The organism is Nocardia sp. NPDC055002, assembly GCF_053608825.1.
This window is the reverse complement of record NZ_JBSGWE010000001.1, coordinates 1350929-1370688: the sequence shown is the minus strand read 5'-3', so window position 1 is coordinate 1370688 and position 19760 is coordinate 1350929. Positions and strand designations below refer to the sequence as shown.

Sequence of the window (19760 nt, the reverse complement as noted above, 5' to 3'; positions counted from 1 at the left end):
AGGAACTGACCATGAGTACAGCGACCGAAGCAGAAGCCACCGCTACCGGCGAGCAGGCGCCGCGCACCGTCTCCGTCCGGCTCTCGGCCGTTCTGGTCAGCGGCACGATCGGGGTGCTCGTCGCCGCGGTCGTCACGTTCGCGGCGCTGTATTTCTCGGCGCGGGCGACGATCGCCGAGCGCGACGCGCGCGCGGCCGATGCCGAGCGCGTGGAGCAGATCGCGACCGGCTACGGCGTCGGCGCGTCCACGATCGACTACCGCGACGTGCCTGCCTGGTTCGTCCGGCTCAAGACCGGCACCACCGGGTCTCTGGCCGCCAAATTCGACGCCACCGCACCGCAATTGGAGCAGATCCTGCTCCCGCTGCAGTGGACGTCGAAGGCGAACCCGCTGTCGGCGAAGGTGATCTCGGAAGCCGGTGGCATCTACAAGGTCAACGCCTACCTCGACGTGGTCTCCACCAGCGCCCAGACGCCCGAGGGGACGCGGACCACCGTCACCTATTCGCTCACCGTCGACCGGAATTCCGGCTGGCAGATCACCGAGGTGGGTGGCCTGCAGAACGCCCTGCCGACGAAATGATCAGTAGGCGATGAAGAGGATCTCGTCCGGGGTGTAGTCGTGGCCGGGGTGGTTCGCGGCCAGGTGCTCCTGGGTCTGCTTGATCAGATCGGCCTCGTCGGTGCCGCGAATGCTGACGCCGCAGGGGCAGTTGAGACGAGTCTTCATCGGTGTTCTCCTTGGGTTCCGGCTATCCGAGCATGTTTCCGGACAGTAGTCCGGATTGTATTCCAGGTCATGTGTTAGCGTCACCCGCATGGGAGCTGTAGACGAGATCTCCGCCGGTACCAGCGACCTGTTCGCCCTCGCCGAACAGACCGTCGGATTCATGCCGCCGGAGGAGGGACAGGCGCTCTACACGGCCGCCCGCGCGTACGCGGGTGACGGAATCATCATGGAGATCGGCACCTACTGCGGCAAGTCGACCGTCTATCTCGGCGCCGCGGCCCGCGAAACCGGTGCCACCGTGTGCACCGTGGACCACCACCGTGGCTCCGAGGAACACCAGCCGGGCTGGGAGTACCACGACACCAGCATGATCGACCCGGAGACCGGCGTCTTCGACACCGTGACCACGTTCCGGCGCACCATGATTCGCGCGGATCTCACCGACACGGTGACCGCGATCATCGGCTCGTCGAGTGCCGCCGCACGCCTCTGGCGGGCCCCGCTGCGCATGCTGTTCATCGACGGCGGCCACACCGAGGAAGCCGCCCAGCGCGACTACGACAACTGGGTGCACTGGGTGGCCGGCGGCGGGCTGCTCGCCATCCACGACGTTTTCCCCGATCCCGCCGACGGTGGTCGCGCGCCGTTCAACATCTATCGACGCGCGATCGACAGCGGCAAATTCCGCGAGCTCTCGGTCACCGGTTCGCTGCGCATCCTGCAGCGAACCGCCGCATGTAACTGAGCCGGATCACCGGGGGAGTGCGTCGCGGAAGATGCCGTTGCCCGCGGTGGTGCGGCTGAGGGCGTCGGCGGCGAGCACGACCGCCGCCGCGGTCCACGTGGTGCGCTCCTCGGGCCAGCGCTTGCCGTCGGTGAAAACGAGTCCGGTCCAATAGGATCCGTCCGATTCGCGCAGATGCTGCATCGCGGCGAACAGCGTGCTCGCGGCGGCGGTGTCGCCGATGGCATCGAGTGCGAGCACCAGTTCGCAGGTCTCGGCGCCGGTGACCCACGGTGCGTCGGACACGCAGCGAATGCCGAGATCGGGGACAACGAATTCGTTCCAGTGCCGCGCTATCCGGTCCGCGGCCGCCGCGCCGCGCACCGCGCCGCCGAGGACCGGGTAGTACCAGTCCATGGAGTAACGGCTCTTGTCCAGGAACGCTTCCGGATGACGGCGCAGAGCGTTGCCGAGCCGGCCGCGAGCCACCGCCCAATCCGGTCGCGGGTCGCCCACCCGCTCGGCGAGGGTCACCGCACAGCCGAGACTGTGGAAGATGCTGGAGCAGCCGGTCAGCAGAGCCTCCCCCGACGACCCGGATTCGTTTGCCGACCAATGTATCTCGCCGTATTCGCCCCGTTGCAGCCCGAGAACGAAGTCGATGCCGGCGCGGACGGTCGGCCACATCTCCGCGGCGAACCCGGTATCGCCGGTGATCGAGAGGGCGTGCAGAACACCGGTGGCCAGGTAGGCGCAGAAATTGGTGTCGGAGTCGTGGTTCTCGATCACGCCCGCGCGGACCTGCATGGGCCACGACCCGTCGGACCGCTGCGATTTCGCCGACCAGATGTAGGCCTCACGGGCCACGTCCCACAATCCGCCCACGGTGAGCGCCATCGCGGACTCGATGTGATCCCACGGATCGGTGTGGCCTCCGCCGAACCAGGGGATCGCACCGTCGGGTTCCTGTGCGGCGGCGATGGATTCGGCGGTGCGCCGGATCTCGCACGCGGAGACGACCCCGGCAACGGCGGGCAGGTCAGCGGGCATCACTGCGCACCGCCGGTTTGGTGAAGTAGAGGGCGACGGACTTGCCGACCAGCGGGTTCAGCAGACGTTCGGCCGTGCGCGTCAGCGCGGGCGCCGACATCATGTCCCACACCAGCATGCGGTGATAGGCGCTCACCAGCGGATGGTCGTCGTTGCGCACGCCGACAGCGCATTTGAGCCACCAGAAGGGCGAGTGCAGGGCATGCGCGAAGTCCTGGTGGTGGTAGCGCAGGCCGCGCGCGGTGATCTTGTCGCGCAATTCGTCGGCTCGATAGATGCGCACGTGGCCGCCCTCGTTGGCGTGGTATTCGTCCGACAGCGCCCAGCAGATGCGTTCGGGCAGCCAGCGCGGCACCGTGACCGCCAGCGCGCCGCCGGGTTTGAGCACCCGCACCAGCTCGATGACGGCGCGGTTGTCCTGCGGGATGTGCTCGAGGATCTCCGAGGCGATGACCACATCGAATTCGTCGTTGCCGTAGGGCAGGTCGAGCGCGTCGCCGCGCACGGTCTCGGCCTTCGCGTACTCGGGGGCTTCGCCGACCTCGGCCATGGCCTGGAACATCACGTCCACGTCGGCCAGGTCGGCGGCGTTCTGGTCGAAGGCGACGACGTCGGCGCCGCGGCGATACGCCTCGAAGGAGTGTCTGCCCGCACCACAGCCGATGTCGATCACCCGTGATCCGGGGCCGACGCCCAAGCGGTCGAAATCGACGGTCAACATGGGGCCTCCGGAAAAGTGTGGGAAGGGATCGTGGTCGGGAAACGCCGGGCGACGGCCTGCTCGTAGATCGCGACGGTCTGCGCCGCGACGGCCGCCCAGCTGAACAACGCGAGGACGCGGCTACGCCCGGCCGCTTCCATGCGGGCGCGCCGGTCGGGATCGGTGAGCAGCTCGCCGAGCACCCGGGTCAGGGCGTCCACGTCGCCGGGAGCGACCAGTTCGGCGCAGTCGCCGACGACCTCGGGCAGTGCCCCGGCTCGGCTGGCGACAAGGGGTGTGCCGCTCGCCATCGCTTCGACGGCGGGCAGCGAGAACCCTTCGTACATCGAGGGAATGCAGGCGATCTGGGCCGAGGCGAGCAGTTCGGCCAGCTGCTCGTCGCTGACTCCGCTGACCGGGGTGACGATATCGGCGATGCCGAGTTCGGCGATCAGCTTCTCGGTGGGGCCGTTGGGCTCCAGCTTCGCGACGAGCCGGAGCTCGACCTCATGGGTATGGCGCAGCCGGGCAACGGCTTTGAGCAGATGCGCGATGCCCTTGAGTGGTTTGTCGGCGCTGGCGACCGCCACGATCCGCCCACGCACCCGTGGTGTCGAGCGCGGCCGGAACAGCTCGGTGTCCACCCCGAGGGGGACCGTGTGCAGGTGCCCCGGGCGCACCCCGAAGTCCTCGGCGATGTCGGCGGCCGAGGACGACGAGACGGTGATCAGATCCGGAATCCGGCGTGCCACCTGCTGTTGCATGCCGAGGAATCCGTACCAGCGCCGCACAAACAGTTTGCGCCGCCACGGCGTCGCCGCCAGGTCCACCGCGCGGTCGCGGGTGATCGGATGGTGCACGGTCGCCACCAGCGGCAACCGCTCCGCGATGGCGAGCAGGCCGTAGCCCAGGCACTGATTGTCGTGCACCACATCGAATTCCGTGGCGCGCGCGGCCAGCAGCTTGGCCACGCGCAAGCTGAACGTGCGAGGTTCGGGGAACCCGGCCGTCCACATGGTGGCGAGCTCGAGCAGGTCGACGCGATCCCGGATCTCGCGGGGATGCGGTGTGCGAAAAGGGTCTTCGTCGCGATACAGGTCCAGGCTCGGCACCTCGGTGAGCCGCACCCGCGGGTCGAGATCCTCGGGATAGGGCTGGCCGGAGAACACCTCGACCTGGTGGCCGAGATCGACGAGTCCCTGACTCAGGTACCGCACATAGACACCCTGCCCGCCGCAATGCGCCTTGCTCCGATATGACAGCAGCGCGATCCGCATCAGTGCACCGTTCCCGACTCGTAGCTGACCTGCCAGTGTTTGATGCCGTTGATCCAACCCGATCGCAGCCGCTGTGGCTCTGAAACCTGGGACAAATCGGGCATCACATCGGCGATGGCGTTGAAGATCAGCTCGATCTCGAGCCGGGCCAGGTTCGCGCCGACACAGAAATGCGCGCCGGTACCGCCGAAGCCCAGATGCGGATTGGGGTCGCGCGAGATGTCGAAGCGGAACGGGCTCTCGAAGGCGTCCTCGTCGAAATTGGCTGAGCTGTAGAACAATCCGACGCGCTGACCGGCGCGGATGAGTTGTCCGCCGAGCTCGGTGTCGGCGGTCGCGGTGCGCTGGAACACCGTCACCGGCGTCGCCCAGCGCACGATCTCGTCGGGCGCGGTCCGTGGCCGCTGTCGCTTGTAGAGCTCCCACTGATCCGGATTGTCGATGAACGCCTTCATCCCGTGGGTGATGGCGTTGCGGGTGGTCTCGTTGCCCGCGACCGCGAGCAGGATCACGAAGAACCCGAACTCGTCGGAGCCGAGCGCCTCCCCGTCGAGATCGGCGTGCACGAGCCTGCTGACGATGTCGTCGCTGGGTTCGATGCGGCGCTGCTCGGCCATGTTCCAGGCGTAGCCGAGGATCTCCATCGCCGCGGTGGACGAGGCGTCGGTGGTCGTGGCGTCGCCGTACTCCGGGTCGTCGTAGTTGAGCATCTGATTCGACCAGTCGAACAGCTTGCGGCGGTCCCGCTGGGGGACCCCGACGAGTTCGGCGATGGCTTGCAGCGGAAGCTCACACGCCACCTGTTCGACGAAATCACCGCTACCGGCCGCACGCGCCGCGGCCACGATCGCCCCTGCCCGTTCGGTCAACGCCGCGCGCAACCCCTCGACCGCGCGCGGCGTGAACCCTTTGGCGATGATGCGCCGGATCTTGGTGTGTTTGGGCGGATCCATGTTCAGCAGCAGGGCGCCGGTGAGTTCGATCTGCTCGGGTGTCACCTCGCCGGGCAACCGGATGACCGAGCCCTTGCGCTCGGAGGAGAACAGCTCCGGATTACGCGAAACCTCCTTGATGTCCTCGTGTTTGGTGATCACCCAGTAGCCGCCGTCGCGGAAGCCGCCCGACTGCGCGTCGGTCTGGGCGTTCCACCACACCGGTGCGGTCCGGCGGAGCTCGGCGAATTCCTGGACGGGGTTGCGGGATTCCCACAGGGCCGGATCGGTGAAATCGAATCCGGCAGGGATGGATGTCGCGGACACAGTGACCTCCGCTCGCGCTCAGCGCTGCCTGCGGCGGTAGCGGACGCGGCAGGGCTGCTGCAACTGCACCACCATCTTGGAATGGTCGTTGCGGTAGGTGTCCGACGGCTGTGCGAGCTCGAACTCCCAGTCCCGCAGCAGAATCGAGAAGATCGCCTTGAGCTGCATGAGCGCGAACGGCGCGCCGACGCAGCGGTGCCTGCCCGCGCCGAACGGAATCCAGGTCCAGCGGTTGAGGATGTCGTCCTGGCGCGGGTCGAGATAGCGCGCGGGATCGAAGGCATCCGGGTCGGGGAAGTCCTCCGGAATCCGGTTGGAGACCGCGGGGGTGGCGGCCACCATGTCGCCCGGCTCGATGCGGTGCCCGCACACCTCGAACTCACCGCGCGCCAGGCGCATCAGGATGATCAGCGGCGGATGCAGCCGCAGGGTCTCCTTCAGCGTCGCTTCCAGATTCGGAATCTGGCGCAGCGCATGGTGACTCACGTCGGCGCCGTCGGCGTAGAGCTCGTCGAGTTCGGTGACCACCCCGGCCAGCGTCTCGGGATGGCGCAGCAGTTCGATGATCGTCCAGGCCGCGGTGCCCGAGGTGGTGTGGTGGCCGGCGAACATCATCGAGATGAAGATGCCGGTGATCTCGCTGGCCGAGAACCGCAGCGCCCCGTTCTCGTCCTTCACCGAGATGAGGACATCGAGCATGTCGCGATCGTCTTTGCTGGTGGGCGGATTCGCCTCGCGCTGATCCATGATCGCCTGCACCAGCTCGACCAACGCCGCGCGCGCCGCGTCACGCCGGACGAAACTCTCGATCGGCGCGTACGGGTCCACGTAGGCCAGAGCGTCGGTGCCCTGCTCGAGCTCGTGATAGAGATGCGCGAAACGTCCGTCGAGCTGATTGCGGAACTTCACCCCGATCAGACAGGCCGAAGAGGTGTAGATGGTCAGCTCGGCGAAGAACTCGAGCAGATCGATCTCGCCCTCGTCGTCCCACTGCGCGACCATCTGATCCACTTCACGGGCGATGGTGCCCGCGTGCCCGCGCATGTGATCCGCACGCAGCGCCTGGTTGTGCAGCATTTCCTTGCGGCGCTCGGGGGGTGCGTCGAACACCACGCCCTCACCGAAGATCGGCTTCATGAACGGGTAGGCCGCGCCCTGGTCGAGATCGTCGTCGCCGGCCCGGAAGAAGAATTCATTGGCCTCGGCGCCGGACAACAGGACGACATCACGTCCGGCGAGCTCGAAGGATCCGACATCGCCGCACTCGGCGCGAACGCGCCGCATCAGGGCGATCGGATCGGTACGGAACTCGGCCAGGTGCCCGTGTTCGTCCTCGCCTCCGGACACGCGCTGCGGTTTGACCAGCGTCATTGGAAAGTCCTTCCCGGAATACTGTCCAGACACTAAATGGACATGTGTCTGGACAGTACTACGGCTTCCGGATGCGCGACAAGGTTCGGGCCGAATCCGACGGACGGTTCGCTAGCTGTCCGTGGCGGGTGTGGCCAGTAATCGGCGTGCGCAGATCTCGAGCAGGTCGGCGACCTGCGCATAGGACAGCAGGCCCATCCCGCCCTGGAGAAGCGCCCCGGAGTACAGCAGTTCGAGCGCGGCCAGGCTCTCCGGATCCTTCGTGCCCAGGGCTTCGCCGAGTCGGTGGCGGATCTCGCGGCCGATGCGCACCCGCAGGTGCCGCACATCGGGATCGTCGCCGAGCATGGCGCTGCTGACCGCTCCGGCCAGGGCGGGTTCGTCGGCCACCAGCATCGAGACCTGGCGAAGAACGGCGACCACGCGCGCGGTCCGGTCGGCCTCGCCGGTCGCCAGCGGCGGCATGGCGACCAGCCGCCGCCAGAACACCTCGGAGATCAGGTGTTCCTTGGAGGAGAAATACGTGTAGGCCGTGGCGGTGCCGACGCCGGCCGACGCGGCGACGAGCCGGATCGTCGTCCCCGAATAGCCCTCGCGTGACAGCACGTCGACGGCGGCGACGGTCAGGCGGTCCACCGTATCGGCCTGCTTTTCGGTCAAGCGTCGGCGAGTTGCTTCGATGCCGGTAGGCGCGATTTCGGACATGTGTCTGGATGGTACTACAGCCTGGTGTACGGACCAATGAACGAACCATGGTCTTGCGTCTGATCGATGAACCGAACTATATTCCGTACACCTGTCCAGACACGTATCGGAGCCTCGCTATGAACGGCCTCGTCCCCGCCGAAGGCACACCACTGTTGATCGGCGGCAAGTTGATCCCGGGTGGCTCCGGTGTCTTCGCGACCATCAATCCCGCCACCGAGGAGGTGCTCGGCTACGCCGCCGACGCCTCCGGCGCCGACATGGAGGCGGCCATCGCCGCGGCGCGCACCGCCTTCGACGAGACGCAGTGGTCGCGCGACCCGAAGTTTCGCGCGCACTGCCTGCGCCAGCTGCGCGACGTACTGGGCGAGCACCTCGAGGAACTGCGCGCGATCACCATCGCCGAGGTCGGCACACCGGTCATGCTGACCAGCGGACCGCAACTGGAAGGGCCGATCGCGGATCTGTCCTACGCCGCCGACCTGGCCGAGAACTACACGTGGGAAACCGATCTCGGCACCAGGGACCTGATGGGTATCGCCAGTCGCCGGGTGATCCGGCGCGAGGCGGTCGGTGTCGTCGGCGCCATCACGCCGTGGAACTTCCCGCACCAGATCAACCTGGCCAAGATCGGGCCCGCACTGGCCGCGGGCAACACCGTGGTTCTCAAGCCCGCCCCGGACACACCCTGGTGCGCGGCGGTGCTCGGCCCGCTCATCGCCGAGCACACCGACATCCCGGCCGGGGTGATCAATATCGTCACCTCCTCCGATCACGGCCTCGGCGCCCAGCTGGTCCTCGATCCACGGGTCGACATGATCACCTTCACCGGCTCGACCCAGACCGGCCGTTCGGTGATGGTCGGCGCGTCGGCCACGCTCAAGCGCACCTTCCTCGAATTGGGCGGCAAATCGGCGGCGATCGTGCTCGACGACGCCGACATCGCGGCCGCCGCGAGCTACACCGCGTTCACCGTCGCCGTCCACGCGGGCCAGGGGTGCGCCCTCACCACGCGGCTGCTGGTGCCGCGCGAGTCCTACGACGCCGCGGTCACCGCCGCGGCCGGTGCGCTCCGCGGGCTGGCCGCCGGCGACCCGACCAACCCCGGAACCGTGTGCGGCCCAGTGATTTCCGAGCGTCAGCGGGCGCGGGTGGAGCGCTACCTCGAGATCGCACGCGCCGAAGGCGGACGGATCGAGGTGGGCGGCGGCAGGCCGGCGGACAAGGAACGTGGGTACTTCATCGAACCGACGCTGATCAGCGGACTCGACAACACCGCGACCGTCGCGCAGGAGGAGATCTTCGGGCCCGTGCTCGTCGTGATTCCACACGACGGCGACGACGACGCGATCCGGCTGGCCAACGATTCGCCCTACGGACTGTCGGGTTCGGTGTGGGGCACCGACCCCGACCGGCTCGACCGGGTCGTCTCGGGGGTGCGCACCGGGACCCTGAGCGTCAACGGCGGCCTCTGGTACCACGCGGACGCGCCGTTCGGCGGCTACAAGCAGTCCGGCATCGGCCGGGAGATGGGCGTCGCCGGTTTCGAGGAATACCTCGAAACCAAGCTGATCGCCACCCCCGCCTGACCTCACCGACACCGTCCACACTCAGGAGCTGAACACCATGGCACGTTTCACCGGTCGCACCGCGATCGTCACCGGCGCCGCGCAGGGCATCGGCGCGGTCTACGCGAGCGCACTGGCCGCCGAAGGCGCCAATGTCGTTGTCGCCGACCTCAATGCCGAGCGCGGCGAAGAGGTGGCCAAGCAGATCGTCGCCGACGGCGGGGTCGCGGCCTTCCGCCGCGTCGATGTCGCCGATCCCGAATCCGCTGTCGCACTGGCGGAGTTCACCGTCGCCGAGTTCGGCGCGATCAACCACCTGGTCAACAACGCGGCCATCTACGGCGAGATGAAGCTCGATCTGCTGCTCACCGTGCCGTGGGACTACTACAAGAAGTTCATGGGCGTGAACTTCGACGGCGCGCTCAATGTGACGCGCGCGGTCTGGCAGCCGATGATCGCGGCAGGCGGCGGCTCGATCGTCAACCAATCATCCACCGCCGCATGGCTGTACTCGGGGTTCTACGGACTGGCCAAGGTCGGTATCAACGGCCTCACCCAGCAACTCGCCACCGAGCTGGGTGGTTCGCGGATCAGAGTCAACGCCATCGCGCCCGGCCCGATCGACACCGAGGCCACCCAGACCGTCACGCCAGGAAACATGGTCAAGGACATGGTCAAGCGCATTCCGATCAAGCGGATGGGCACCCCGCAGGACCTGGTCGGCGCCTGCCTGTATCTGCTGTCGGACGAGGCGAGCTGGGTGACCGGCCAGATCCTCAACGTCGACGGCGGGCAGATCATCCGATGACGGCCGAATCCGCCAGCGCCCCGGTCGGATTCATCGGGCTGGGCAATATGGGCGCGCCGATCGCGCGGCGGCTGCTGGACTGGCCGGGCGGGCTCACGGTCTGCGATGTCAGGCCCGAGGTCATCGAGCCGTTCGTCGCCGCGGGTGCGCGTGCGGTCGCCGAGCCGGCGCAGGTCGCGACGCACGCGCGGATCATCTGCGTGACGGTCATCGACGATGCGCAGGTGACCGAGGTGCTCACCGGCCCTTCCGGCATCCTGAGCACCGCGGCACCGGGCACGGTGGTCGCCGTGCACTCCACCATCAGCGACCGGACGGCGCAGGAGCTGGCCGCCCGGTGCGCCGAGCACGAGGTCGACTTCGTCGACGCGCCCGTCAGCGGCGGCGCACCCGGCGCTACCCGGGGGAGCCTGGCCGTGATGGTCGGCGGTAGCGCCGCCGCGGTGGACCGGATCCGGCCGCCGTTCGGGTGCTTCTCCGACCTCGTCGTGCACGCCGGTCCGGTCGGTGCGGGAACACGGATGAAGCTGGCACGCAACCTTCTTCACTTCATCTCGTTCACCGCCGCCACCGAGGCGCAGCGCCTGGCCGAGGCCGCCGGGCTCAGTCTCACCGCACTCGGGAAGGTGGTCCGCCACTCCGACGCGGTGACCGGTGGGCCGGGCGCGATCATGCTGCGCGACACCACCGCGCCGATCGACCCCGACGACTTCTGGTTCCCCATCCTGGGCCACGTGCGCGATCTCGGCGAGAAGGACCTCTCGCTCGCGCTCGACCTCGGCGACCGGCTCGCGGTCGACCTGCCACTGGCGCGGCTGGCCCTCGCCCGTCTCGCCGAGGGACTCGGCGTCGCCGAACCCGCGCTCGACAAGGAGATCTCATGACCACCAACGGAGAAACCCCCGCCGACGTCCGCAAGCGCGGCTTGGCCAAGATGACCGAGGTCTACGGCTGGGAGTTCGAGGACGGCCCCGGCGAGCACTTCGCCGTCACCGCCGATCACCTGTTCGCCGACATCTGGTCGCGGCCCGCCTTGACCGTGCGCGAGCGTCGGCTGCTGCTGCTCGGGGCGCTCACCGCGCAGGGCGATGTCGATGTCGCCGAGATCCAGATCGGCGCCGCTCTGCGCAATGGGGAGCTGTCCGAGGAACAGTTGCGTGAGATCGCCCTGTTCCTGTGCCACTACGTCGGCTGGCCCGCGGGGACGAAGCTCGACGGTATCGTCGGCAAGGTGATCGCGCAGGAGCGTCGCAAGAAATGATCGACCCCGTTATCGCCGATCCGCGATCGCTGTAGCGTGCGGACGATGGTTATGCCGAAGAATCAGCCGAAAGGGCTGAACTCGCCGATGACGACCCGGATCATCCGATACGGGTCGCGCGCACAGGCGTGGGTCTATCGCCGCACCAACGGCCGCGTCGGCGGTACCTGGCGCATCGGTGCCGGGTTCCGCAGCCCGGTGCCGACGCTGCTGCTCGAACATCGAGGTCGAAAGTCCGGCAAGATCTTCGCCGCGCCGCTGCTCTATCTCGTCGACGGCGAGGATCTGGTCATCGTCGGCTCCCAGGGCGGCCTCGCGAATCATCCGCAGTGGTACCGGAATCTGCTCGCGGATCCGAACGCCCATGTCCGGATCCGCAGCGAGCACTACCCGGTGGTTGCCCGTGTGGCCGACGCCGACGAGCGTCAGCGGCTGTGGCCCTTGCTGACCCGCCTCTACGCCGATTTCGATGCTTACCAGTCCTGGACCGAACGCGAGATTCCCGTCGTGATCCTGTCGCGCACCTGAGCCCTCAGTCGGCCGCGAGCCGGTCGTCGTAGGCGCGACGGGCATCGCGGTCGACATCGATGAAGGTGCGGTGCACGCCCAGCCGCCGAGCCATGAACTCACCGAGCGGGCCTGGGGTCAGCTTGTTGAAGGCGGCGAGCATGCCCGCGGTGCGGGTGACCGACACGCGGCGGCGTGGCCGGGCGATCAGGGCGGCGACCGCGCTGGCGACGTCGGCCGGCTCGGCGAGCAGCGCACGCGGAGCGCGGGTTCCGGCGATCATCTCGGTGCGGGTGAATGTCGGCAGCACCGCGGAGAACCGCACGCCGGTGCCGCGGTGTTCCAGGCGCATGGTCTCGGTGAAGCTGAGCACCGCCTGCTTGCTCGCGCAGTAGGTGGCCATTCCCGGCGTCGGGTTCTCACCGGCCATCGAGGCCATGTTCACGATGTGGCCGCGGCCGCGGGTGAGCATCGGTGGCAGCGCGAGCTTGGTGCCGAGCAGGACGCCGTAGACATTGATGTCGAGAATCCGGCGGGTGATCTCGTCGGACTCCTCGGTGAACCGGCCGACCGGCATGATGCCCGCGTTGTTGATCAGTACATCGACAGGGCCGCAGGTCTTTTCGACTTCGGCGAGGAAACTCGCGAACGACGCGGGATCGGTGACGTCGAGGTGCCGCGCCATGGACGCGCCTATCTCGGTCCCGGTGTTCGCGACCGTGCTCGCATCGATATCGCCGAGGGCGACGACCGCCCCTGCCCCGGCCAGTTCGCTCGCGACCGCACGCCCGATGCCGCGCGCGCCGCCGGTGACAACGACTACTTTGCCCGCGGTGGACGGCATGTTCGATGCATCAGACATGTGTCCAGATTGTATTCTGGACACGGTTACGAATCAACCCCGACCCCCGCGCCGACGTGGTGTGGTTCGCCGACGCCATGGGACTGGCGAGTAACATCCGGACGCATGTCTGAAAGCGATTCCATCAGTCTCGAAGCGACCCGGCGTCGATTGACCGGGAAGCAGGCCGACACCGTCGAACGGCTGACCAGGGCCGCGCTGGTGGTGCTGACACGCGATGGCTTCTCCGGCATGACGATCCGGCTGGTCGCCGCGGAAGCAGGCGTCGCCACCGCGACCGCGTACACCTACTTCTCCTCCAAGGAGCACCTGGTCGCCGAGATCTTCTGGCGGCGCCTGCTGGCCTCGCACTCGCCCGCGAGCGAGGACCAAGACCCGACGGTGCGGGTGCTGGCCGAGCTGCGCAACATCGCGCTGCTGGTAGCCGAGGAGCAAGAGTTGTCCGGCGCGGTCACCGGCGCGCTGCTGGGCTCGGACCCGGATGTCGAACACCTGCGCACCCGCATCGGCATCGAGATCCGCGGCAGACTCGCGCGCGCTCTCGGCCCCGACGCCGACACCGAGGTCATCGAATTGCTCGAGATCATCTACGCGGGCGCGCTGGTGCGGGCGGGCATGGGCTACGAGTCGTACTCCGAAATCGCCGACCGGATCGAGCGGGCCGCACTGAGGATCCTGCATACCGCCTGACACTCAGGGTTCGAAGCTCGCCAGCATCTGTTCCAGCGCGGCCTGATCGGGACCGACGAACGGCGCGGCATGCGGCGCCTCGGCAAGCATGTCCCAGTACTCCGCCGTGCGTCCACCCGCGGGCGGAAGATGTGTACTCAGGATCCGTCGCGGGTCGAAGGCGCGCATCGCCGACACGGTGGCGAGGTATTTGCTCTCGTCCACGATGTGCACCCACGGGCTGTCCACCGCCGCCCAGAGATGCTGTGCCGCGCGAATCGCGGCCGGTGGCGTGTAACCCACGTCGTCGGCGGTCGCGAGTTCGGCGCTGGGCAGCGGAGCGCCGAAACAGTCGGAGGTGAAGCATGATTCGCTGCGTTCGTCGTAGAACCCGACCGTGCTCGGATTATCGAACAACGGTGGGCGAAACGCGGTGAGGCGTCGGTCGCCGATATCGAGGGACTGCCCCGGGTTCAGCAGGTACACGCGGTCCATCGGGACCGGTCGAGCGCACGACATGATGCCCAGGCCGGCGAATGTCGTGATCAGCCGGGCGTTCGGGGCGGCATCGAGCAGGTCGAACAGCGATCCGGTGTGGTCGCGATCGGGATGGGTGAGCCACAGCCATTCCACGTCGGCTGGATCCACGATCGAACTCAGTGCCGCCATGAACCCGCGGTCGGGAAGGCTGAGGCCGGTGTCGACGACGACGGGTTCCGCCGCGTGCAGAACGTAGGCGTTGACCGGGATATGGCCGATGCCGGGAACTTCCAGTTCATCGGCGAGAACAGTGATGTCGTGCTGGATTCGATTGATACGCATGGTGTTTCCTCAATCCTCGAAATCGACTCGAATGATCGAGCGCGCGATGGCAGCGAGGTCGTCGGCGGTCGGGTCGTAGCCGCGCGTGATCTTCAGCCCGAGTTCGAACGGGCCGGCGCCGTCGTCCATCGCCGCTCGCATCGCGGCGCCGACTCGGGCAGGCGCGGCATCGAGGAGCACGGCGCGACCGTGGCGGATCTGCCCGCGGTGGGTGATGGTGACGGGTGCGCCGCCGACCAGATTGTGGCGCCATGCTCGCTCGGTGAAGATCAGCGTCTCGTCGCCGACGTGGTGCAGGCAGACCGGGATCCGCAGTGTGCGGCCGGTGCGGCGGCCGGTGAATTCGACCATTCCCTGTCGGCGAATGCGGCTGCCGAGCCATCGCGTCGCCAAGATACGCCGCACGACAGGATTGATCAGTCGCATCAGTTCCGGCGGTGGCGGACTGAGGCGCACATTTGTGGTTCCGGTGTTCGTCATAGGTCGAGGCTAGGAATTTCCCGGTCGCCGCGACATTCCACAAATCTGGTATTTCCCCTGGTCCGGCCGCGGCCTACCGTTGATCTGTGAGCACGGATGCGAGGCAACGCGCCGCCGACAAGATCGGGCGGTTGTGCCGGGAGCCGCACGATCTGGTGTCGCTGTGGCAGGAGACGACGGAGGTGCTGGCCACCGCGGTCCCGCACTACTGGACGCCGTGCTGGTACACCCTCGATCCCGCGTCGCTGCTGATGACCAGTCACTTCCATCTCGGCCTCGCCGAGTTTCCGCCGCAGTGGCTGGCCGCCGAGTACGGCGAGGAACGCAACGGCATCGTCGACGTCGTCAAGTCGGCGACCGGATTGTCGACGCTGCACGACACCACTGGTGGAGACCCCTCGAACAGCGAACGCTGGCAACGCAATATGACGATGGGCGGGGACCAGGAATTGATCGCCCGGTTGCGCACCCGCTCCGGCGAGGTATGGGGCGCGCTCGCGCTCTATCGCGAACCCGGCGCCGCGATGTTCGATCCCGCCGAGAAGGAATTCGTGGCGACCGTGGCGCCGACACTGGCCGACGGCGTGCGCCGGGCGCTGCTGATCGGGCAGGCGGACGAACCCGAATACGGGGACTCGCCCGGTCTGCTGGTGCTCAACTCGGCCTGCGAGATCGAATCGGCCAGCGCCGGCGTGCAGCGCTGGCTCGGTGACCTGCCCGACGGCGACTGGGATCGCCAGAAGCTGCCGAGCGCCGTGGTGACCCTCGCCGCCCGCGCGTTTCGCAACGCGGCGGACGACCGACCCGACGAGGTACTGGTGTCGCGAGCGCTGAGCAGGTCGGGAACCTGGGTGGTGTTGCACGGCGCCCGCCTGACCTCGTCAGCACAGACCAGGGTCGCGGTGATCATCGAACCGGCCCACCCCAGCCGGATCTACCCGCTGCTGATGTCGGCCTATGGGCTCACCGAGCGCGAACGCGACGTCACCCGGCTTGTGCTGCAGGGCGCCTCGACCTCGCAGATCGCCCACGACATGACCGTCTCGGCCCACACCGTGCAGCAGCATCTGAAGAGCATCTTCGACAAAACCGGTGTCCACAGCCGCCGAGACCTGGTCGCCAAGGTGTTCTTCACCCACTACGAACCCCGCTTCCGGGACAACGAGCAGCGCGTCACCGCCACCAAACCGATCCGGGGTGGGCCCTGGCCGACGTACTGACCTAGGTGCCGACGGCGGTGGCGAGCAGGACGCGCAATTCCTCGACGACCTCGTCGAGCGCGGTAGTCGAGCGGTGGACGCGGCACAGGATCACCGCCCCTTCGACGCTCGCGATCGCCATGGTGGCCAAGCGTTCGGCGCGTGCCGGTGCGACGCCTTCCGCGGCGATCGCGACGGTCAGGGTGTCGTGCCAACGCTGCAAGATGGCGGCAACCTCGGGTTGCAGATGGCGGTCCTCGGGCGACCCGCCTACCGCCACCGACACCACCGGACAGCCCGCCTCGAAATCGGACGTCAGCAGGATCGCGGTCCAGAACTCGGCGATCCCGGCCAGCACCCCGGCGGCGCCCCGCTTGGCGGCCTCCTCGATGAGGGCGCTGATCGTATCGCCTGCGAGAGTGAGCGATTCGGTCATGATCTGGGCGCGGCCGCCGGGGAAGTGGTGATACACCGAGCCCCGCGGAGCGCTGCTGCGGGCGAGTACCGCGTCGACGGTCACGCCCGCCGCGCCGCGTTCCCGCAGCAGTTCGATCGCACTGCCCAGCATCTTCTGCCGGGTGTTGGTACGAGCTCCCACCGTCAGGCCTCCTTCACCGGCGCCGTGAGCACCTCGATACGGGCGGGAACGTTCTTGTGCCAGGGGCTGCCGAAGAACTTGTCGCGTCGCGACGTCGAGGTCAGTGTATTGAGCGCGACACCGACGACAGTGTCCGCGCCCGGATAGGAGACACCCATGCCGTTGGGGAGTGAAATATGTCCTGCCTGCATCATCTCGCTGATCTCGATCGACGTGGTCGCCGAACCGGATTCGGTGACCACACGCACCCTATCGCCGGTGCTCAGCGCGAGCCGCTCGGCATCGGCCACCGCGATCCGCAGCGCGCCCTCACGGTCGCGGCGACGCCAGTCCGGGTTGCGGATGATCACGTTCGCCGTGAACGCGCGCCGCTCACCGGCGGACAGGGTGAACGGGTACTCCTCGCTGGTGTAGTCGGGGTCGACCGCGCAGACCGCGCGCAGTTCGTCGAGCAGTTCCGGGATGGCGGCGTGGATCTTGCCGTCGGCGTGCTGGATGTAGCGCCACGCGTCCTCGTAGCGGTCATCGGAGAACATCACCCCTTCCGGGTGCGCGCGCACAGCCTCGAACAACTCCTCGGCCTGCCCGAACCCGGATCCGGTGAACCCCGCCCTGGCCACGGCGTCGGGCTGGGAGATCACGCACAGCAGCGCGAATCCCCATGCCAGCGCCAGCGCGGCTTCCCCGTCCGGAAGGCTCGCGCCCAAGGTCCGGTACAGCAGATACGGTGTCAGCCCGGCCAGTTCGGGGCGCGCCTTCAGCGTGGAGAACAGGGCGAGCGCGAACGCCTCCCGGCTCACCCGCGCCGCTGCGGCCAGCTCCTCGAGCAGCCGGGGCTCGACCACGCCGAGACGGTCGATCACCGCACCGTAGATCTCGGGTTCGGGCCGGGTGCCCGGCAACGGCGCCATCAACGGCACGCGCATCTGAAAGCTGTTGTGCGGGAAGTGCAGCGTGAACAGCGACGCCTCGTACTTCTCGAACTGGCTCGCCGCGGGCAGCACATAGTCGGCCTGGCGAGCGGTCTCGGTCATCGCCACATCGACGACCACCGACAGCTCCAGCGACCGCATCGCCGCCACGAATCGCGCCGAATCCGCCAGCGAGTGCGCGGGATTCGACGAATCGATCCACATGGCCCGCAACCGGTCGGGGTGGTCGGTGAGGATCTCGTCGGCGATCGAGTTGCACGGGATCAGGCCGTAAAGAATCCGGGCCCCGGAAACCGGTGTGCGGGTGGGACCGTCGACCATGCTCAGCGTGTCCGCGATCGTGCGGGCGATCGGCACCGCCACAGCGTCGAAGAACACGTCGAGCGTGGTGCTCGCCGTCAGTCCGGCCACGTTCCGCGAGATCGCGCCACGTCGCGCGGTCGCGGCGATCAACCGGCGCGCGGGCGTGGCACCGTAGCGCATCGCCATGGTCGCGACGCCACGCCGCAGGCGCTGCGCCCTCCCCGCCCCGGCCTCCTTCGGGATGGCGTGCCAACGTCCGGCGAGCGGAAACATCCACGAATGGATATGCACCCCACCGGGTTTGGCGAAGTTGCCGGTCAGGATCCACAACATCTTGTTCAGGTAGGCGACCAGGGTGCTGTTGGGTGACTGCTGCACGCCGAGGTCCTCATAGGTGGCGACGCTCTTCGCGGCGGCGATCCGGCGCGCGACGGTGCGGATCAGCGTCTCGTCGAGACCGCAGCGGTGCGCGTTCGCGCTGATGTCGACCGCCCGCAACGCTCGCAACACCGGTGCGACACCGGTCGCGTGTTCGGCCAACCACCCCTCGTCGTGCAGGTTCTCCTGCACCAGCGTCGCCGCGATCGCCGACACGCACCACGCGTCGGTGCCCGGCTTGACCTGCAGGTGATAGTCGGCCAGCGCCGCGGTCTCGCTGACGCGCGGGTCGATGACGATCATCGTCCGGTTCGGATCCCGCGCGATTTCGCGCAGCACCGGCCGCGCCTGCGCGATGCCGTGGGACTGCCAGGGATTCTTGCCGACGAAGATCGCGACCTCGGTGTGCTCGAAATCGCCGGTGGTGTGATTGCCGTAGAGCTGGGAATCGACCCAGGATTCACCGGTCTTCTCCTGCGCCAGCGCATTCGACATATACCGGCCACCGACCGCGTGATACAGCGCCCGGCCGTAGGCGCCACCGAGGTGATTGCCCTGCCCGCCCCCGCCGTAGAAGAAGATCGACTCGCCCCCGTGCGTGTCACGAACCCCGGCGAGCTTGGTGGCGATCTCATCGAGCGCGGTGTCCCAGTCGATCGGCTCGTACGTACCGTCCGCGGTGCGTCGCAGCGGAGTGTCGATGCGGTGCGCGCCCGACTGGTACTTGTCGAGCCGTAGCGGCTTCTCGCACGTGTAGCCCGCCGACCCCGGATGTTGTTTGTCGCCACGAATCTTCACCAGGTTGCGGCCATCGGTCTGGATCTCGAGACCGCAGTTGCATTCACAGAGAATGCAGGCCGTCTTGCGCCACCGCGCGGTCTCGGCGGTGTTGTCATCGGATTCCGGGCTGGTCAGACGCATGCTATGCAGTATTGCATAGAACAGGACATCGGCGCGGGCTGATGGCGGTCAACGCGGTCGCTGACCTGGTCTTCCGCGTCGGCCGACACGAATCGGCGGTCGTTATCCCGAACAGTCCAGTGGTGGAGATTTTGTGACGAGCGCCGCAAGTTTGCTAGGACTATTGCCGGGAACACAGTGCGCGTCTCATGATGGTCTTCTGACCAACTTGACGCCGAGGAACTGCTGTGACGCACTTCGCCGCCCGCCTCAACGAACTCTTCGACAACCCCTCGGGTCCGGACGTGCGTCAGTGCACAAACCGCCAAGTGGCGCGCATGCTCCAGGCGGCCGGTCACAGCATCTCCGCACCGTACCTGTCCCAGCTACGATCCGGGAATCGCGAGAATCCCTCGGCGAAGACTGTTTCGGCGCTGGCCGACTATTTCCAGGTCACGCCCGATTACTTCTTCCTCGCCCCGCATCATCCGGGCGTCGACGATCACACGCTCATCCGAGCGCTCGAACTCGAGGAACCGCGCGCCCTGCTGCTGCGTGCTGTCGGCTTGTCGAGTGAGGCCATGGACATCCTCGTCGCGATGGCCGAGCGTCTCCGTGTGAGTGACAGATTGCTCGCCATTTGCCTCGACGATTGA

General features: G+C 67.6%; 22 protein-coding genes. 10 read left to right on the top strand and 12 right to left on the bottom strand.

The features are described from left to right. The first annotated feature begins 11 nt into the window (after positions 1 to 11). Positions 12 to 584, top strand: a complete 573-nt coding sequence (locus ACWF99_RS06540; RefSeq protein ID WP_452535149.1) for a hypothetical protein — start codon at positions 12 to 14, stop codon at positions 582 to 584. On the opposite strand, the gene ACWF99_RS06535 is transcribed toward ACWF99_RS06540, so the two are convergent. Beyond that, positions 585 to 731, bottom strand: a complete 147-nt coding sequence (locus tag ACWF99_RS06535) for a DUF1059 domain-containing protein (RefSeq protein WP_378630312.1) — start codon at positions 729 to 731, stop codon at positions 585 to 587. An 88-nt stretch (positions 732 to 819) separates the two neighbouring features. Between ACWF99_RS06535 and ACWF99_RS06530 the strand changes: the two genes are divergently transcribed. After that, the gene (locus ACWF99_RS06530; RefSeq protein ID WP_378630314.1) at positions 820 to 1476 is read left to right on the top strand and encodes a class I SAM-dependent methyltransferase; all 657 of its coding nucleotides are present in this window, start codon (positions 820 to 822) and stop codon (positions 1474 to 1476) included. A gap of 6 nt (positions 1477 to 1482) precedes the next feature. Here the strand turns inward: ACWF99_RS06530 and ACWF99_RS06525 are convergent, their stop codons facing one another. From ACWF99_RS06525 to ACWF99_RS06500, 6 genes are all read right to left on the bottom strand, one after another. Continuing rightward, positions 1483 to 2505, bottom strand: coding sequence for a prenyltransferase (locus ACWF99_RS06525; RefSeq protein ID WP_452535147.1), 1023 nt, complete (start codon positions 2503 to 2505; stop codon positions 1483 to 1485). Further along, complete coding sequence (locus ACWF99_RS06520) at positions 2495 to 3226, bottom strand: class I SAM-dependent methyltransferase (RefSeq protein WP_378656849.1); 732 nt, start codon at positions 3224 to 3226, stop codon at positions 2495 to 2497. The genes ACWF99_RS06525 and ACWF99_RS06520 overlap by 11 nt, the downstream gene beginning before the upstream one ends. Beyond that, positions 3220 to 4482, bottom strand: a complete 1263-nt coding sequence (locus tag ACWF99_RS06515; RefSeq protein WP_452535145.1) for a glycosyltransferase family 4 protein — start codon at positions 4480 to 4482, stop codon at positions 3220 to 3222. Before ACWF99_RS06515 ends, ACWF99_RS06520 begins: the two co-directional genes overlap by 7 nt. Beyond that, complete coding sequence (locus ACWF99_RS06510) at positions 4482 to 5741, bottom strand: cytochrome P450 (RefSeq protein ID WP_378630321.1); 1260 nt, start codon at positions 5739 to 5741, stop codon at positions 4482 to 4484. Before ACWF99_RS06510 ends, ACWF99_RS06515 begins: the two co-directional genes overlap by 1 nt. A gap of 18 nt (positions 5742 to 5759) precedes the next feature. After that, positions 5760 to 7112 carry a cytochrome P450 gene (locus tag ACWF99_RS06505; RefSeq protein ID WP_452535142.1) on the bottom strand — a complete coding sequence of 451 codons (1353 nt, stop codon included), beginning with the start codon at positions 7110 to 7112 and terminating at the stop codon, positions 5760 to 5762. 111 nt (positions 7113 to 7223) lie between these two features. Beyond that, positions 7224 to 7817: a TetR/AcrR family transcriptional regulator gene (locus tag ACWF99_RS06500; RefSeq protein WP_378656840.1), complete on the bottom strand. Its 594-nt coding sequence runs from the start codon at positions 7815 to 7817 to the stop codon at positions 7224 to 7226. A 119-nt stretch (positions 7818 to 7936) separates the two neighbouring features. On the opposite strand from ACWF99_RS06500, the gene ACWF99_RS06495 reads away from it, so the two are divergent. From ACWF99_RS06495 to ACWF99_RS06475, 5 genes are read left to right on the top strand one after another with little or no spacing between them, the layout of a single operon-like run. Further along, entirely contained in the window at positions 7937 to 9406 is a 1470-nt protein-coding gene (locus ACWF99_RS06495; RefSeq protein ID WP_452535140.1) for an aldehyde dehydrogenase, read from the top strand. Positions 9407 to 9443: 37 nt separating this feature from the next. Then, positions 9444 to 10193, top strand: a complete 750-nt coding sequence (locus tag ACWF99_RS06490) for an SDR family oxidoreductase (protein ID WP_378630328.1) — start codon at positions 9444 to 9446, stop codon at positions 10191 to 10193. Further along, entirely contained in the window at positions 10190 to 11077 is an 888-nt protein-coding gene (locus tag ACWF99_RS06485; RefSeq protein ID WP_378630330.1) for an NAD(P)-dependent oxidoreductase, read from the top strand. Before ACWF99_RS06490 ends, ACWF99_RS06485 begins: the two co-directional genes overlap by 4 nt. Beyond that, the gene (locus tag ACWF99_RS06480) at positions 11074 to 11454 is read left to right on the top strand and encodes a carboxymuconolactone decarboxylase family protein (protein ID WP_452535138.1); all 381 of its coding nucleotides are present in this window, start codon (positions 11074 to 11076) and stop codon (positions 11452 to 11454) included. Before ACWF99_RS06485 ends, ACWF99_RS06480 begins: the two co-directional genes overlap by 4 nt. Positions 11455 to 11505: 51 nt before the next feature. Beyond that, positions 11506 to 11982, top strand: a complete 477-nt coding sequence (locus ACWF99_RS06475; protein WP_378631430.1) for a nitroreductase family deazaflavin-dependent oxidoreductase — start codon at positions 11506 to 11508, stop codon at positions 11980 to 11982. A 4-nt stretch (positions 11983 to 11986) separates the two neighbouring features. Here ACWF99_RS06475 and ACWF99_RS06470 read toward each other — a convergent pair whose 3' ends face one another. Continuing rightward, positions 11987 to 12823, bottom strand: coding sequence for an SDR family oxidoreductase (locus ACWF99_RS06470; RefSeq protein ID WP_452535136.1), 837 nt, complete (start codon positions 12821 to 12823; stop codon positions 11987 to 11989). A 105-nt stretch (positions 12824 to 12928) separates the two neighbouring features. Here ACWF99_RS06470 and ACWF99_RS06465 point away from each other — a divergent pair, with 105 nt between their 5' ends. Then, complete coding sequence (locus tag ACWF99_RS06465; protein ID WP_452535134.1) at positions 12929 to 13513, top strand: TetR/AcrR family transcriptional regulator; 585 nt, start codon at positions 12929 to 12931, stop codon at positions 13511 to 13513. A gap of 3 nt (positions 13514 to 13516) precedes the next feature. On the opposite strand, the gene ACWF99_RS06460 is transcribed toward ACWF99_RS06465, so the two are convergent. Next, positions 13517 to 14314, bottom strand: a complete 798-nt coding sequence (locus tag ACWF99_RS06460; RefSeq protein ID WP_452535132.1) for an MBL fold metallo-hydrolase — start codon at positions 14312 to 14314, stop codon at positions 13517 to 13519. Between the two features lie 9 nt (positions 14315 to 14323). Next, positions 14324 to 14794, bottom strand: a complete 471-nt coding sequence (locus tag ACWF99_RS06455) for a grhN (RefSeq protein WP_452535130.1) — start codon at positions 14792 to 14794, stop codon at positions 14324 to 14326. Between the two features lie 86 nt (positions 14795 to 14880). Here ACWF99_RS06455 and ACWF99_RS06450 point away from each other — a divergent pair, with 86 nt between their 5' ends. Continuing rightward, on the top strand, positions 14881 to 16014 hold the full coding sequence (locus ACWF99_RS06450; protein WP_378630339.1) for a helix-turn-helix transcriptional regulator: 1134 nt from the start codon (positions 14881 to 14883) through the stop codon (positions 16012 to 16014). 1 nt (position 16015) lies between these two features. Here the strand turns inward: ACWF99_RS06450 and ACWF99_RS06445 are convergent, their stop codons facing one another. Continuing rightward, complete coding sequence (locus tag ACWF99_RS06445) at positions 16016 to 16591, bottom strand: TetR/AcrR family transcriptional regulator (protein ID WP_378630341.1); 576 nt, start codon at positions 16589 to 16591, stop codon at positions 16016 to 16018. A 2-nt stretch (positions 16592 to 16593) separates the two neighbouring features. After that, positions 16594 to 19125 carry a molybdopterin-dependent oxidoreductase gene (locus ACWF99_RS06440; RefSeq protein ID WP_452535127.1) on the bottom strand — a complete coding sequence of 844 codons (2532 nt, stop codon included), beginning with the start codon at positions 19123 to 19125 and terminating at the stop codon, positions 16594 to 16596. A 227-nt stretch (positions 19126 to 19352) separates the two neighbouring features. Between ACWF99_RS06440 and ACWF99_RS06435 the strand changes: the two genes are divergently transcribed. Further along, positions 19353 to 19760 carry a helix-turn-helix domain-containing protein gene (locus ACWF99_RS06435; protein ID WP_378630344.1) on the top strand — a complete coding sequence of 136 codons (408 nt, stop codon included), beginning with the start codon at positions 19353 to 19355 and terminating at the stop codon, positions 19758 to 19760.

Excerpts from the sequence above, each read along its gene's own strand:
- ACWF99_RS06540 (WP_452535149.1), top strand. The coding sequence starts at position 12 with ATGAGTACAGCGACCGAAGCAGAAGCCACCGCTACCGGCGAGCAGGCG.
- ACWF99_RS06535 (WP_378630312.1), bottom strand. The coding sequence starts at position 731 with ATGAAGACTCGTCTCAACTGCCCCTGCGGCGTCAGCATTCGCGGCACC.
- ACWF99_RS06530 (WP_378630314.1), top strand. The coding sequence starts at position 820 with ATGGGAGCTGTAGACGAGATCTCCGCCGGTACCAGCGACCTGTTCGCC.
- ACWF99_RS06525 (WP_452535147.1), bottom strand. The coding sequence starts at position 2,505 with ATGCCCGCTGACCTGCCCGCCGTTGCCGGGGTCGTCTCCGCGTGCGAG.
- ACWF99_RS06520 (WP_378656849.1), bottom strand. The coding sequence starts at position 3,226 with ATGTTGACCGTCGATTTCGACCGCTTGGGCGTCGGCCCCGGATCACGG.
- ACWF99_RS06515 (WP_452535145.1), bottom strand. The coding sequence starts at position 4,482 with ATGCGGATCGCGCTGCTGTCATATCGGAGCAAGGCGCATTGCGGCGGG.
- ACWF99_RS06505 (WP_452535142.1), bottom strand. The coding sequence starts at position 7,112 with ATGACGCTGGTCAAACCGCAGCGCGTGTCCGGAGGCGAGGACGAACAC.
- ACWF99_RS06500 (WP_378656840.1), bottom strand. The coding sequence starts at position 7,817 with ATGTCCGAAATCGCGCCTACCGGCATCGAAGCAACTCGCCGACGCTTG.
- ACWF99_RS06495 (WP_452535140.1), top strand. The coding sequence starts at position 7,937 with ATGAACGGCCTCGTCCCCGCCGAAGGCACACCACTGTTGATCGGCGGC.
- ACWF99_RS06490 (WP_378630328.1), top strand. The coding sequence starts at position 9,444 with ATGGCACGTTTCACCGGTCGCACCGCGATCGTCACCGGCGCCGCGCAG.
- ACWF99_RS06485 (WP_378630330.1), top strand. The coding sequence starts at position 10,190 with ATGACGGCCGAATCCGCCAGCGCCCCGGTCGGATTCATCGGGCTGGGC.
- ACWF99_RS06480 (WP_452535138.1), top strand. The coding sequence starts at position 11,074 with ATGACCACCAACGGAGAAACCCCCGCCGACGTCCGCAAGCGCGGCTTG.
- ACWF99_RS06475 (WP_378631430.1), top strand. The coding sequence starts at position 11,506 with ATGCCGAAGAATCAGCCGAAAGGGCTGAACTCGCCGATGACGACCCGG.
- ACWF99_RS06470 (WP_452535136.1), bottom strand. The coding sequence starts at position 12,823 with ATGTCTGATGCATCGAACATGCCGTCCACCGCGGGCAAAGTAGTCGTT.
- ACWF99_RS06465 (WP_452535134.1), top strand. The coding sequence starts at position 12,929 with ATGTCTGAAAGCGATTCCATCAGTCTCGAAGCGACCCGGCGTCGATTG.
- ACWF99_RS06460 (WP_452535132.1), bottom strand. The coding sequence starts at position 14,314 with ATGCGTATCAATCGAATCCAGCACGACATCACTGTTCTCGCCGATGAA.
- ACWF99_RS06455 (WP_452535130.1), bottom strand. The coding sequence starts at position 14,794 with ATGACGAACACCGGAACCACAAATGTGCGCCTCAGTCCGCCACCGCCG.
- ACWF99_RS06440 (WP_452535127.1), bottom strand. The coding sequence starts at position 19,125 with ATGCGTCTGACCAGCCCGGAATCCGATGACAACACCGCCGAGACCGCG.